Genomic DNA, 12,688 nt, shown 5'->3' with positions numbered 1-12,688 from the left:
TTAACACCTCGCTTTTGATTTGAAATTATTGAAATGTTCAGCAGTAAGACCGTACTTGCCGACAAGAAGTCCGCATACCGTTTGCTCTCCGTGGCAGTCTGAGCCGCCTGTTGCAAGGAGATGGTATTTGTCAGTGATCAAGAAGTATTCCTTTTCCGTCATGCTGTTATGCTTGCTGTGGAAAACTTCGATCCCATCAAGCCCGTAAGGAAGGAGCCCTTTAATCTCAGCCTCCCCGTAACTGCTGGTGAAGGGATGGGCAATCACCGCAAGACCGTTGAATCTCTTGATCAGCTGGATGGCTGTTTTCGGTGTCAGTTTATGGAAATGCGGCTCATACCCGGGTTTCCCTTTCTCAAGGTATCGGCGGAAAGCGTCTTCAAATGAGAATGAAAAACCATTTTTTACAAGCACTCTGGCCAGGTGTGGCCTGCCTGGAGGAGCATTTCCCGCTTCATGAAGAATTTCCTCGAGATAGACGGTGATCCCGATTTTTTTCATGTTTTCAAGCATTTTCTTCATCCGCACTACCCTGGCCTGCTTCAGAATTTTAAGCTCTTCCAGGAACACCGGATCCTGATGGGGAATGTAATAGCCCAGAATATGGACTTCTCCCCCCGGTCCATCAGTATTCAATTCAATCCCAGGAATCACCTCTACCCCGATTTTCCGTCCTTTCTCAATGGCGGATTCAAGCCCATCGACGGTGTCATGGTCGGTAATGGAACATGCCGAAAGTCCAAATTCAAATGCCATGTTAACCATTTTTTCCGGGCTTAACAGACCGTCCGAGCAGTTTGTATGAAGATGGAGATCAGCTACAATTTCCATAACCCATTATAATATCAGCAGAGAGCCCATAATTCAAGAGGAAATGGAGAAAATAATCCCTACCGGAAATTGTAAAAAACATATTTTTCAGCTACATTTTAAAATAAATATGAAAAAAAGAGTGGATTTATTACTAACTGACCTGGGCCTGACCAGATCCAGGGAAGAAGCCAAGGCACTGATCATGAGGGGCGATGTTTTGCTCGGTGACCAGAGGGTCGACAAGCCGTCGCATCAAGTGGCTCTTGAAGATGCCGGCAGGCTCAGGCTCAAAGAGAGACTGAAATATGTCTCCCGGGGCGGCTTGAAGCTCGAACGTGCTCTCACTGAATTCAAAATCGAGGCAACCGGGAAAACCTGCCTGGACGTGGGTGCTTCTACAGGAGGTTTCACAGATTGTCTGCTCCAGAATGGAGCTGCAAAAATTTACGCTGTCGATGTCGGATACGGGCAGCTTGATTTCAAATTAAGGAAAGATCCGCGTGTGGTTTTACTGGAACGGAGAAATTTCCGTTATCTTGAAAGATCCGAAGTCGATTCGGATCTGGATTTCATCTCAGCCGATGTTTCCTTTATTTCCTTGAGACTTCTGATTTCCAAATTCCTGGAATTTTCTCTGACTTCCACTGAACTGGTGATGCTTGTCAAACCTCAGTTCGAAGTTGGAAAAGCCGATGTGGAGAAGGGAGTGGTACGCGACCGGGAACTGCATCTGCGCACCCTGTCTGAAGTGACAGGGGATTTACGCGCCGCAGGCTTCAGATTGAGAGGAGCAACTCATTCTCCGATCACTGGCCCCAAGGGAAATATCGAGTTCCTCCTGCACCTCGGGCTGTCAGGGCTTGATTCCCCCGTTGATTTCAGCGATATTATAAAGAAAGCTTGGTTTGAACTATATGACAAAGGAACTTGAATTCAAGAAAATTGGACTGTTCGTCAACCCTGCCCGGCCGAGTACCGCTGACTGCTCGATTAAAATCAGGCACTGGCTGGAGCTGAATCGGGTTTCATACGAGTATTTCAACGATTATCCGCTGTTTTCAGACTGGCCTGACAAAGGCTGTCGTTATAGCCATCTGGACCTCGCCATTGTGCTGGGCGGGGATGGGACTTTTCTGAATGTAGCCAGAGCCATGGCTCTCTCTGATGTACCCCTCTTCGGTATTAATGTTGGGAGGCTCGGGTTCCTTACCGAAATTGACTTCAGGGATGTGGAGGAAAGGCTTTCGGACGTCTTGGCAAAGCGTTTTCAGCTGCAGAAACGCTATTTTCTGAAGGTGACTGTCTACGAAAGAGAAACCAGGAAGAGCTTCATTGCGATTAATGACGCGGTGATTTCCCGTGCCAGGCATGCCAGGCTGATCAAGATCGAGATCAGGCTGCAGGACCAGGTGGTGGAGAGCTACCGCGGCGATGGAGTGATCTTCTCTTCCGCCACCGGTTCCACCGGGTACTCCCTTTCTGCAGGCGGCCCGGTAGCCTACCCTGAAATGCGTACGATCATAGTCACTCCAATCGCGCCCCATTCGCTCAGCTGCAGGCCGATCGTGATGCCGCCGGGTGCAGTCCTTTCAGCCAGGGCCGAAGAGGCACAGGATGATGTATTGCTGACGATTGACGGCGTTTCGGGCATCCAACTGGGACCTGAAAGCTGCGTGGAAATACTCTCACCCTCGACTTTCATCAATGTCCTGACTTTCAAAGAGATCAATTTTTTCTCTGTCCTGCGGAAAAAACTTGGGAACTGATATGTCCCAATTGCCTTTCACCACAGCCAATTTTTTCGGCAGGGAACAGGAACTTGATCATCTGATGTCAGGCTTTCCCGGTCACAAAGTGATTGTGATCTCCGGTATACCTGGAATCGGAAAAACCTCGCTGGGTCTTAGTTTCGCAGGCCGCCTCAACGCCAAAAAGGCGTACCAGGATCGGATTTTCTGGATCACCTGCAAGAATGGCTGGGACCTGGACGACCTTTCGACTGAAATCGCTCAGAAAATCAAGGAAATATACGGAATCAGGACAGAAATCTCCTCAGGCTCAAAGATTCCAGAAAAGATCGTCAGAATCCTGGATGAAAATTCACTGATCCTGTTCATCGACGATTTTCATCTGGTTTCGGATCAGCTTTCCGGCCGTTTTGTAGAGACAGTCCTTTCAGGCTTGAAGAAAGGGAAACTTGTGATCCTGTCCCGCAAACGGGCCGAAACATACGGCGTCAATGATCCTGATTATCTGATCCTGAATCTGGAAGGAATGAGCTTCCAGGATTCTTCCAGAATGATGGACTCCTATTTTGAACTGCATGAAATGGATAAACTGCCTGAACGCTTAAAACATGAATTGTACCGGAAAATCCGGGGGCATTCTTTTTCACTCAAACTGATGATCAGCCTCCTGGTGTCGGGCGGATATTCCCCGCAGTATCTGCTGGAAAATCCTTCTGACTACCTGGCAGAACGAAACAGATATCTGCTGGACAGGGTCTGGGAGAGACTTTCCGGAAAAGACAAGGAGATAGTATCCCGCCTTTCTGTCCTCAGAATCCCGGTTTTCCCTGATAGGCTGCCTCACCCTGACAATGCTGGAACCAGGCGCAGCATGAAAAACCTGAGGAACAACTACCTGGTTGAAGTGAATCATTCAGGTGCCGTTTCAGTGCATGATCTGTTCAAAGAATACACCGACAGGATCATGGATCAGGCTGAAAAGAAGAAACATCATTTCGAGGCTGCTCTGAAGTTCAGTCAAGCCGATTCAACCCCTGTCGAACTGCTGGAAGCGTTTTATCATTTCGTCCAGGCTGAAATCCCGGAAAGGGCAGTAGACACGGCTCTGGAAATCCACAAGAAACTCCTGATTCTCGGGGAGAAAACCGAGAGCTTCGATACTGTGCTCGCACAGGCATTGAAACTCTCGTCCGGCTACAGGGGGCAAGAGATCTTCAGAGCCAGAATCGAATACCTGTTATCCAGAAAGATTACTCAAGAAGTGGAAAGCCTGATTGCTTCCCTCAGTTCAAAAACAGAGCGCGACCTGTTGACGGCTGAGCTTAAGTTCTGCCTCTCTAACTACTCTGAAGCTGCAGAATTTTACAGGAAGGCATTGACAAAGCTCCAGTCAACAGAAGACAGAGTCGGTGCCCTGACTCAACTCGGGCTGGCTTATAATTACCTGGGCAATGTTGAACTCTCAGCCGAACACCTGGAGCAGGCGATCGGGGAGGTGGATCAGATTTCCACTCCTCTGTTCAGAGCCAGGGTTTTTACCAGTTATTCAATTTTCCTGACATACAGAGGCAGGATCGAAGATTCCCTGAAATATCTCGAGCTCGCCGAACAGATTTTCAGGGATTCTGGAGCCACGGAACAGCTGGCTTTCACGCTGCGCCAGAAAGCTTACAATCTACGCGAACTCTGCAGAAGGGAAGAGGCGGTGGTGACCTTGAGGCGTGCCATCCGCATCCACAAGAAAATCCGTGCTTTACGGGATCTGATGAGGGATTACAGCTTACTGGCATGCACTTTCACTCTGCTGAAACGATACAAGGATTCGATCAGGATTCTCAGGAAAGCCCTGAAAACCGCCTCCAAGTTCAGCTGGACCTTTGAACAGGCCAGCCTGCAGCGGGGAGTAGGTGAGGTCTGTACTTATACCGGTGACAACGCCGAGGCTGAACTCAGCTTCAAAAAAGCCCTGGAACTATATGAAAAAATTGATTTTCCCACCAACAAGATTTGGGCACACCAGCTTTACGCTCAGTTTCTGCTGATCAATAACGAGCCTGCCCGCGCTCTGCCGCATCTCGAACTTGCGGGGAAATTCTCGGAACAGAGCGACAACCGGGAGTTGCTGGTTTACTTTTATTATTTCATGGCCAGGGCTAAAGGAATGCTTCTGGAAACGGAAACCGAAAAATTTTACCTGCAGCACTTCCGGACTACCATGGAGCAGTTTTCGCCAGGATATCAGCGCTGGATAAATTATGGTCTGGAACTTGCCGAGGATGCCTTCAACAAAGCGCACGAAAACTGTATCTTTCTTACTTCCAAGGGCAGAAACATTGTCTCCTTCAAAGAGCTTGAGGTGAGCTGCAGAAGAAAAAACGGATTTGAGATTTTCATTGATTTCATCAATCATGAAATGCTGCTGAAGGGAAGGATTGTGAAGATATTCCAGCGCCAGAAGCTTTGCAGCCTGCTGCTTGAACTGGTCCGTGAACCTGGTGCAGTTCTTCGGACTCCTGAAATTTTCGAACTGGTATTTGGGAATAAATACGAGCAGGAGAGTGACGGGAACTCAGTCAGGAACGCGATTTACCAGTTGCGGCTATTGCTGAGGGACAACAAGAACGAGCACTTCATCCGGTCTTCACCGGAAAAGGGCAGCTATTTCTTTAACCTGCACACTGATTTCTGCATCGTGCTGCCACAGGATTCAAGAAAACGGGATTAAAACAGCTAAGCTGTTCAAAAACAGATGGATGCAAGGCGTGACGAGCCATTTGAGCGGAGTGTACCTTAATGTACATGAAGCGAAAATGGAGAGGAGCAACGAAGCAGCCGACTGTTTTTCAACAGCTTAGAACTTGGGTATCGGGCAGATCCCGTCGTGGCAGCCTTCCTCTTCCGGACGCGAGGTGTCGCCTTTTCCGGGCTTTTGAAATCGCAAATTCTTAAGAAGTGATTCGAGCTCAACGATGGAGAAATTGCCCAGCATCAGCTGCTCTCCGCTCTTATTCAGCACCAGGAAAGCCGGAATTCCGGTGATGCCGTAAAGCTTGATTACATCACCCTTTTCGTCCATCAGGCAGGGGAGAGAGAGATTGAATTTTTTGAAGAACGCCTTGATTTCATCTGCCGTTTCCATGGCATTGACAGCTATGAATTTTGTACCAGGATATTTATCCTTGATGGAGTCTATTCCAGGAATATCTTTCTGGCAGTGGCTGCACCAGCTGGCGAAAAACACGAAAACAAGGTTGCTGGCAGGATAATTTTCCTTGAGATTGAATTTTTTACTTTGAGTGTCATAATAGGGAAGTGTGAAATTCTTGGCCTGCTCGTTTGAGCCGAGAATCTTCTGGTCAGCTTTGCCCGGAAAATTGTGACCCCAGGTGGGTAAAATGAAGCTTAGAAATAAAAAAAGAAGGAACAACTTCATATCTACCTCCACTCCATACTCATTACTGCTATCATTATACCCGGAATTTATGAATTCTACAAGTTTTTTGACAGAGCCTTAAGCGCTTCCCGTTGAAGCACAGGCTGGTTGCAGCAGAGAAAGCATTCCACATGGCTGAGGTCGAGAGGCAGGCATTCTTTCTGCAGAAGTTTCAGCGCCAGATACTGCAGGGAAAAGTCCCGTGATTTAAGGCAGTGCTCGATGATGTCTGTGTTTTCATGAATCTTTTCAGGCTCGATCTGCTGCAGGTACTGATATTTGAGGTTCGTTTTCAGCTCTCTGAAAGTACTGAGACTGGCAGTACAGATTTTTTTCCGCAGGTATTTACGATTCCAGTTGTCAGGCAGGCGTGAATAAAAATCGAGGATCATCAGATTCGCCTGTTCTTCTTTGAGAGATAAAGATTTTCCAGGGGTCTGCTCGCCGATGGGAAGCGAGTTCAGTTCCCTGAATGACTGCTTCTGCCGCCTGGCGATCAGGAAAACAGTAAGAAACAAGGCGGCCGGATAGATCAGAAGAAACCAAAGCATTGTCATGGATTGCGAAAACACCCCCAAACCATATATCTTAGAAGGTATCGGAAGATTGGAGCAGCAATGTATAGGTATTTTTCTGAGTATTATGACCTGATTATGGCTGATGTCGAATATGAGGAATGGATCGGATATCTGCAGCAGCTGATCGAACTTTCCGAAACCAAAGTGGAAAGTGTACTGGAACTTGGCTGTGGTACCGGGAACGTCTTGCTGGAATTGGAAAGACAGCTTGATTTTAAATTGATGGTGGGACTGGACGAGAGTTTTGAAATGGTGAACAGAGCCAGGAACAAGGCTCTACAGTGCGATTCCAGATGCCGTTTCCTGGTTTCCAGAATGCAGAGTTTCTGCCTGAACCGGCGCTTTGATCTGATCCTTTGTCTGTTCGACACTTTGAATTACCTGATTGACGAGCACAGCCTTCGACAGACTCTGGTGAACACCTATCGAAGCCTCTCAGACAGGAAACTTCTGATCTTCGATACAATCACCATGCGTAAGCTTCAGAACCTTTTTCCAGGCGGTTCTCTCGGAAAAGACAATGGAGACTGGGCATATATCTGGGAAAGCCAGTGCCTGCAGTTAAATAAAATTTACAATATCAAGAGCACATTTTTCCAACGCAGTGAAGGTAAAACTTTTTTCAAACACGTTGAGAACCATGCCAAAAGAATATATACTATCGATGAGCTCAAAACAGTATTAACGGAAATGAACTTTGAAATTCTCGGGATCTACGATGCCTATAAATTCAAAATCCCTGACGAGCGATCTGAAAGGGTATTCTTCCTCTGCCGCAAAGGAGGCTTTTAGATGAAGAAGCGTTTCATACTGGATACCAACGTGCTGATCCACGATCCGGAAGCTTTTCTGTGTTTTGAGGACAATGAGGTGATCATCCCGATGATCGTAATCGAGGAGCTGGATCACCTCAAGAGCAGGCCAGGCACAGTCGGGCAGAACGCCCGCCGGACCATCAAGAATCTCGAAGCCATGCGTAAGCTTGGCAGCCTCCATGACGGAATCATCATGAAGGAAGGTGGATTTCTCAAGATCGAATGGAGTTTCCATGCGGTCCAGAACATCCCTGAAACAATGGACCCTCACAAACCTGACAATCAGATCATTGCAGTGGCCCAGGAATACTCGGGTCAGGACAGTTCCATTCCAGTAGTGATCGTTTCAAAGGACACCAATGTCCGGATCAAAGCCGATGCCCTTGGGTTGCGCGCAGAAGACTATGAGACAGACAAGGCAAATGTGGCGGAAATTTTCAAGGGTTTTGAGATCATCGAAGTGCAGAAAAAGATCATCGATCAGTTCTATCAGAGTTACGAACTGAAACTGGAAGATCATCTGTTTTTCGCCAACCAGTGCGTTCTGCTCAGGACCAAGAACGCTTCCCATTCAGTTCTCACCAAATACTGCGTGGAGAGAGACCGCCTGATTCCGCTCTTCCATATCAGCGCCAAGCCGTGGGGAATCGAACCCAGAAACCTGGAGCAGCGCTTCGCGATCGAACTCCTGCTCGCTGATGATGTAAAACTCGTCACTCTGCTCGGTTCAGCCGGCACCGGAAAAACCCTGCTCGCCCTGGCCGCCGGATTACAGAAAATCCTGGACGAAAAAGTCTACAAGCGGATGCTGGTGGCACGTCCGATCGTGCCCATGGGTAAGGACATCGGCTATCTGCCTGGCAGTAAGGACGAAAAGCTCACTTCCTGGATGCAGCCGATCACGGATAATCTTGATCTTCTGTTTGGGGCTGATGTGCGTAAAGAATATAATTATTTATACGAAAACGGGCTGATTCAGATTGAAGCCCTCACATATATCCGCGGACGCTCACTGCCGAACAGTTTCATCATTATTGACGAGGCTCAGAACCTTACTCCGCACGAGATCAAGACCATCATCACCCGTGCCGGAGAAAATTCCAAGATTGTTCTGACAGGCGATCCATTTCAGATTGATAATCAGTATCTGGATGAATCCAGCAACGGGCTGTCATTTGTGGCGGAGCGCTTCAAGTCTCACGCCATTGCCGGGCATATTGTACTGATGAAAGGGGAACGTTCCAAGCTGGCATCGATTGCCGCACAACTGCTTTGAATATATGCGCTTACTGCTGCTGGTTCTGATTTTTACGAGCTGCCTCTTTGCCGATGAAGACAGCAGGCTGCTGTCCGAACGCTGGTATTCCTGGGCAAATTTTTATTACAACCTGGGTAAAATGGACAAGGCTTTCGAATTTGCCGAAAAAACCCTTGAAATCAATCCCTATCACGAAGGGGCATTTCTGGTCCTGCAGCAGGTCCGGGAAAAGAAACCTGACCTCAAGTCCAAATGGGAATCGATTTCTCTGCCTGAACTTAAATCCAAGAACAAGGATACCCAGAACTGGTATACCAGCGGTCTGGAGAGATTCTTCAAAGCCGATTTTGTTCGTTCTTTTTATTGCTTTCTGGAGGCCTTCAAGATCGATCCTGATGATGAGGCGGTCAGGATCATGTATTATCGCAGCCATTTCAAAGTGAATCTCTCACAGATGGCCGCAGAAGAGAAACGTGATCTGAAGACACTCTGGAACAAAGTGGTGGCTGAAAAAAAGAAGGACAGCGAATCGTCGTATTACTGGTTCCTGCTCGGCAAGTACTATTACGAGAAAACCAGTGAACAGCAGAAAGGGTTGGACTGTTTTGAGATTTCTCTGGCGCTGGATGACAAAAATCAGGACCTGATCGCTTATCTCAAAGGGATAGAGGACAAGAAAAAGGCTGAGGAAGAAGCGAAGCAGGAGCTCGAACGGCAGAAATTGATTGAATTTGAGAAGAGGAGGCTGGAAGAAGCCGAAGCAGAAACTAAGCGGAAAACCATGCAGTCCAGCGAAGAGATTACTGCCCTGCGGGATCTGGAAGCGGAAAAGAAATCCAGAGAAGAGGAAGTCCGCCTGGAAAAACTAAAAAAATACAAGGCAAGCATTGATATAACAGAAATCAAGACCGAGAATTTCGCTCCCAAAACAGAGGAAGTGTCACAGAAACCTCCTGAGGAAGAAAGCGCAGCCGAAAAGTCCCGCAAACTGGTGAAGAAATTCTTCGGCAAAGGCGAGAAGCTTCTGAACGCTTCCGGTGAAATTCAAGCGCTGCCTGAGATTGAATCCGCTTTCCTGGAAATCCTCAGACAGTATCCTGAGGATCTGAAGTCCAACTATTACCTGATGCTGATCGCTTTGAAAAAAGGCGAGACAGGCCGGACCATCGAATTCGCAATGGATACCATGAAAATAGTGCAGAAATATTCATATCCGGACAAGGAATTTGAACAGCAGGCCCTTGAAAATCTGGATTGTTATCTGAGAAGTGTGGTGATACAGGCTGCGCTGGAAGCATTCAACAACAGGGAAAAGATGCAGCTCGATCAGAAGAATTTTGACATGAAGACGCTGGAAAAAATGGGCTACCTGAAGAAACGGACCAGGAATCTGAAACTGGATTTCAAGACACCTGAAGGAAAGCAATTCAAGCTGGAATGGAAGGTGGAAGGAAATAAATGCGGGAGATACTGGTATAATTATTTTTTAAATCCCCAGGGGCTGATCGAATGCCAGGTGCACGGCCTGTCGCCGTTCCTGAAAGAGAACGCCCTGGTGGAAGAATATTAAGCATAGTAATCGCATTCAATCTAATTGCTTGTTCATTGCATGAGGTTGGTAAGTTAGTAAGTTAGTAGGGAAGGAGTGACTAGTGAAAAAAGTTATGTTAATACTCGCAATTCTGATCATTGCCCTGGCTATCGGATTCATCGCTTCGTCTTCAAATAGTAATTCGTCCGGCAACTCAGGTGTTGAAGCTCCTGGTTCTTCCGGAACCCCGGGAGAATTAAACCAGGAACAGTCAACTGCAGCCGAAGGAGTAGATGAACTGACAATTACAACCGTCTCATCCAACCTGATAATCATTCCGGTAGAAACTTCTGAGATCAGGGCTGTATTCAGCGGAAAGAGCGGCATCAGCATTCCAGCTGGGAAAGCGCCCAGCCTGGAACTGGAGAAGGCGGGAAACAAGGTCCAGATCAGGTTGAAATATCCCGGAAATACTGAAGTTTCATTTTTCAGCATCAATTTTGATTCCAGACTGGAAATTTATCTGCCTGACCGGTCATTCGCTAAAATTACGGCAGATACTGTTTCCGGCAACATCGAATGCCCGAGAATCGCAGCCAGGAATCTGTCTATGACCACTGTTTCCGGTGGAATGAATCTCGGACTGATCGTGGCTGAGAACGCCAGGTTCAGCACTAACAGCGGTGATCTGCTTTTTACTAGAATTTCGGCGGTTACAACGAACAGCAGTTCGATTTCAGGCAGACTGAGATTCGACGAACTGCTCTCTGATGAGTCCAGTTTGACCACTACCAGCGGACAGATTGGTATTTCTCAATTCAAAGGGAAACTGGGGCTGAAGACAGTTTCCGGCGACGCTGACCTGACCCTGACCGGCGGCTCGGTCGAAATATCCTGTGAGGCAGTCTCAGGCAGTCTGAAGCTGGCTTTTTCCAATCCTGCAGGATTCAAGGCTGATCTTTCCTCCATGTCTGGCGAGATTACCTGCGGGTTCGAGCTGACCGACGAAAAGAAGGATCTGAAAGAGCTGACAGGCAGCTTCGGCGACGGCAGCGGCACTGTAAAAATGAAGACTGTTTCAGGGAATATTTTACTAAAAAATACGAAGAATTAACTTTTTAAAAGGAGCGAACATGAGAGACTTCAACACCATCCTGCTGACACTGTTCCTGGGATTCTATTTCACAGCCTGGGGAGCGCCGGAAGCAACGAAAACACAGGAAAACATGGTTACCGGCGCAATTTCGGATCTCAAAGCCACTCCAGACAATGTAAAGAAAATCAAGGCCGGCTTCATCTATGTGGGGCCTGTGGGAGACTATGGCTGGTCCAATGCCCATGAAATGGGCCGGCAGTATGTGATGAAAAAATTCCCCTGGCTTCAGTCCATGATCGTGGAATCAGTGCCTGAAGCAGACTCGTCCCGCGTGATCGACAGACTGGTAAGGGAAGAGAAATGCGATGTGGTCTTTACCACCAGTTTCGGTTACCAGGATGCCACCGCAGATGCAGCCAAACGCTATCCTGACAAGATCTTCATGCACTGCTCAGGCTATAAGCGCGACAAGAATCTGGGCACCTATTTCGCAGAACTCTATCAGCCTTATTATCTTTGCGGCCTGATGGCAGGAGCGCTCACAAAAACAGGCAAAGCAGGCTATATCGGAGCCCAGCCGATCCCTGAAGTCATCCGCCATATCAATGCCTTTGCGCTGGGAGTCCGCGACGCCAATCCCAAGGCAAAAGTGCAGGTGAAATGGCTGTTTTCCTGGTATGATCCTGCCAAAGCCAAGGAAGCCGCTGAAGCGCTGGTTGCAGAAGGCTGCGACGCCTTGTCCTTCACCGAGGATTCTCCTGCAGTGATCCAGGTGGGGGAAGAGCATACCAAGGCAGGTAAACCGGTTTATACCTTCAGCCATTACAGCCCGATGCAGAAATTCGGTCCGGACTCAGTGGTATCCGGCCAGCTCGTGGACTGGGGCGTGATGTATGAAACGATCCTGAACAAAATCCATGACAATAAATGGGACAACAGCGATTACTGGTGGCTGCTCAGGGAAAAGGCTGCCATATTGGGCGGGGATTATCAGAACCGCATCAACCCGAAATTCGTGGATCTACTCAAGGGGATCACCAGGGAAGTCGCCACACTCGGCACAGTCAGCGTTTACGACCTGGTGGAAAAGCGGCTTTCCCAGATGAGCGCAGACACAATAGAATTCGAGCCTTTCACTGGCCCGATCAAGGATCAGTCCGGGGCAGTCAAGATCCCTGAAGGCCAGAAGGAAGACCATGACATGCTCTGGAGCATGAACTGGTTCGTGGAGAATGTAGAAGGCGCGATACCTAAGTAAAGCGATCAATACAGGCCAAGGGAGGATTTCGTCCTCCCTCATATGGATGACCTGCCTGTCAAGAGGAAACAACTTTCAAAACCTGTTTATGAGTTCCGTGAACTTTCAACCTCATATTCGCGTGCTGGTTAACGCAGTAAGCTCAGTCCGAATGTGAT

11 protein-coding genes are annotated in these 12,688 nt (G+C 48.0%); 8 read left to right on the top strand and 3 right to left on the bottom strand.

Annotated features, from left to right (window positions below; translation table 11 throughout):
- Nucleotides 1–831, bottom strand: a complete 831-nt coding sequence (locus tag PHW04_08115; GenBank protein MDD2715840.1) for a PHP domain-containing protein — start codon at nucleotides 829–831, stop codon at nucleotides 1–3.
- Between the two features lie 109 nt (nucleotides 832–940).
- On the opposite strand from PHW04_08115, the gene PHW04_08110 reads away from it, so the two are divergent.
- Genes PHW04_08110 through PHW04_08100 form a run of 3 tightly spaced genes read left to right on the top strand, consistent with a single transcriptional unit; the run spans nucleotide 941 to nucleotide 5,286 of the window.
- Nucleotides 941–1,744 (top strand): TlyA family RNA methyltransferase, encoded by an 804-nt coding sequence (locus PHW04_08110; GenBank protein ID MDD2715839.1) that lies wholly within the window; start codon nucleotides 941–943, stop codon nucleotides 1,742–1,744.
- The gene (locus PHW04_08105) at nucleotides 1,728–2,579 is read left to right on the top strand and encodes an NAD(+)/NADH kinase (protein ID MDD2715838.1); all 852 of its coding nucleotides are present in this window, start codon (nucleotides 1,728–1,730) and stop codon (nucleotides 2,577–2,579) included. Before PHW04_08110 ends, PHW04_08105 begins: the two co-directional genes overlap by 17 nt.
- A 1-nt stretch (nucleotide 2,580) precedes the next feature.
- The gene (locus PHW04_08100; GenBank protein MDD2715837.1) at nucleotides 2,581–5,286 is read left to right on the top strand and encodes an NB-ARC domain-containing protein; all 2,706 of its coding nucleotides are present in this window, start codon (nucleotides 2,581–2,583) and stop codon (nucleotides 5,284–5,286) included.
- Between the two features lie 126 nt (nucleotides 5,287–5,412).
- Here the strand turns inward: PHW04_08100 and PHW04_08095 are convergent, their stop codons facing one another.
- Together PHW04_08095 and PHW04_08090 are read right to left on the bottom strand one after the other, a co-directional pair.
- Nucleotides 5,413–5,994 carry a TlpA disulfide reductase family protein gene (locus tag PHW04_08095; protein ID MDD2715836.1) on the bottom strand — a complete coding sequence of 194 codons (582 nt, stop codon included), beginning with the start codon at nucleotides 5,992–5,994 and terminating at the stop codon, nucleotides 5,413–5,415.
- Between the two features lie 56 nt (nucleotides 5,995–6,050).
- Entirely contained in the window at nucleotides 6,051–6,551 is a 501-nt protein-coding gene (locus PHW04_08090) for a hypothetical protein (protein ID MDD2715835.1), read from the bottom strand.
- A gap of 60 nt (nucleotides 6,552–6,611) precedes the next feature.
- On the opposite strand from PHW04_08090, the gene PHW04_08085 reads away from it, so the two are divergent.
- The 5 genes from PHW04_08085 to PHW04_08065 all read left to right on the top strand — a co-directional run bounded on the left by PHW04_08085 (nucleotide 6,612) and on the right by PHW04_08065 (nucleotide 12,530).
- Nucleotides 6,612–7,364, top strand: coding sequence for a class I SAM-dependent methyltransferase (locus PHW04_08085; protein ID MDD2715834.1), 753 nt, complete (start codon nucleotides 6,612–6,614; stop codon nucleotides 7,362–7,364).
- Nucleotides 7,365–8,663, top strand: a complete 1,299-nt coding sequence (locus tag PHW04_08080) for a PhoH family protein (protein ID MDD2715833.1) — start codon at nucleotides 7,365–7,367, stop codon at nucleotides 8,661–8,663.
- 4 nt (nucleotides 8,664–8,667) lie between these two features.
- Nucleotides 8,668–10,215, top strand: coding sequence for a hypothetical protein (locus PHW04_08075; protein ID MDD2715832.1), 1,548 nt, complete (start codon nucleotides 8,668–8,670; stop codon nucleotides 10,213–10,215).
- An 82-nt stretch (nucleotides 10,216–10,297) separates the two neighbouring features.
- Nucleotides 10,298–11,290 carry a DUF4097 family beta strand repeat-containing protein gene (locus PHW04_08070; GenBank protein ID MDD2715831.1) on the top strand — a complete coding sequence of 331 codons (993 nt, stop codon included), beginning with the start codon at nucleotides 10,298–10,300 and terminating at the stop codon, nucleotides 11,288–11,290.
- A gap of 19 nt (nucleotides 11,291–11,309) precedes the next feature.
- Entirely contained in the window at nucleotides 11,310–12,530 is a 1,221-nt protein-coding gene (locus PHW04_08065; GenBank protein MDD2715830.1) for a BMP family ABC transporter substrate-binding protein, read from the top strand.
- Nucleotides 12,531–12,688 lie beyond the last annotated feature (158 nt).

Source organism: Candidatus Wallbacteria bacterium (genome assembly GCA_028687545.1).
In the GTDB taxonomy this organism is placed as follows: domain Bacteria; phylum Muiribacteriota; class JAQTZZ01; order JAQTZZ01; family JAQTZZ01; genus JAQTZZ01.
Note: the sequence above shows the minus strand (reverse complement) of the source record. Positions and strands in the feature narration are given on the sequence as shown.

Coding starts and splice junctions, on each gene's coding strand:
- PHW04_08115 (MDD2715840.1), bottom strand. CDS start 831: ATGGAAATTGTAGCTGATCTCCATCTTCATACAAACTGCTCGGACGGT.
- PHW04_08110 (MDD2715839.1), top strand. CDS start 941: ATGAAAAAAAGAGTGGATTTATTACTAACTGACCTGGGCCTGACCAGA.
- PHW04_08105 (MDD2715838.1), top strand. CDS start 1,728: ATGACAAAGGAACTTGAATTCAAGAAAATTGGACTGTTCGTCAACCCT.
- PHW04_08100 (MDD2715837.1), top strand. CDS start 2,581: ATGTCCCAATTGCCTTTCACCACAGCCAATTTTTTCGGCAGGGAACAG.
- PHW04_08095 (MDD2715836.1), bottom strand. CDS start 5,994: ATGAAGTTGTTCCTTCTTTTTTTATTTCTAAGCTTCATTTTACCCACC.
- PHW04_08090 (MDD2715835.1), bottom strand. CDS start 6,551: ATGACAATGCTTTGGTTTCTTCTGATCTATCCGGCCGCCTTGTTTCTT.
- PHW04_08085 (MDD2715834.1), top strand. CDS start 6,612: ATGTATAGGTATTTTTCTGAGTATTATGACCTGATTATGGCTGATGTC.
- PHW04_08080 (MDD2715833.1), top strand. CDS start 7,365: ATGAAGAAGCGTTTCATACTGGATACCAACGTGCTGATCCACGATCCG.
- PHW04_08075 (MDD2715832.1), top strand. CDS start 8,668: ATGCGCTTACTGCTGCTGGTTCTGATTTTTACGAGCTGCCTCTTTGCC.
- PHW04_08065 (MDD2715830.1), top strand. CDS start 11,310: ATGAGAGACTTCAACACCATCCTGCTGACACTGTTCCTGGGATTCTAT.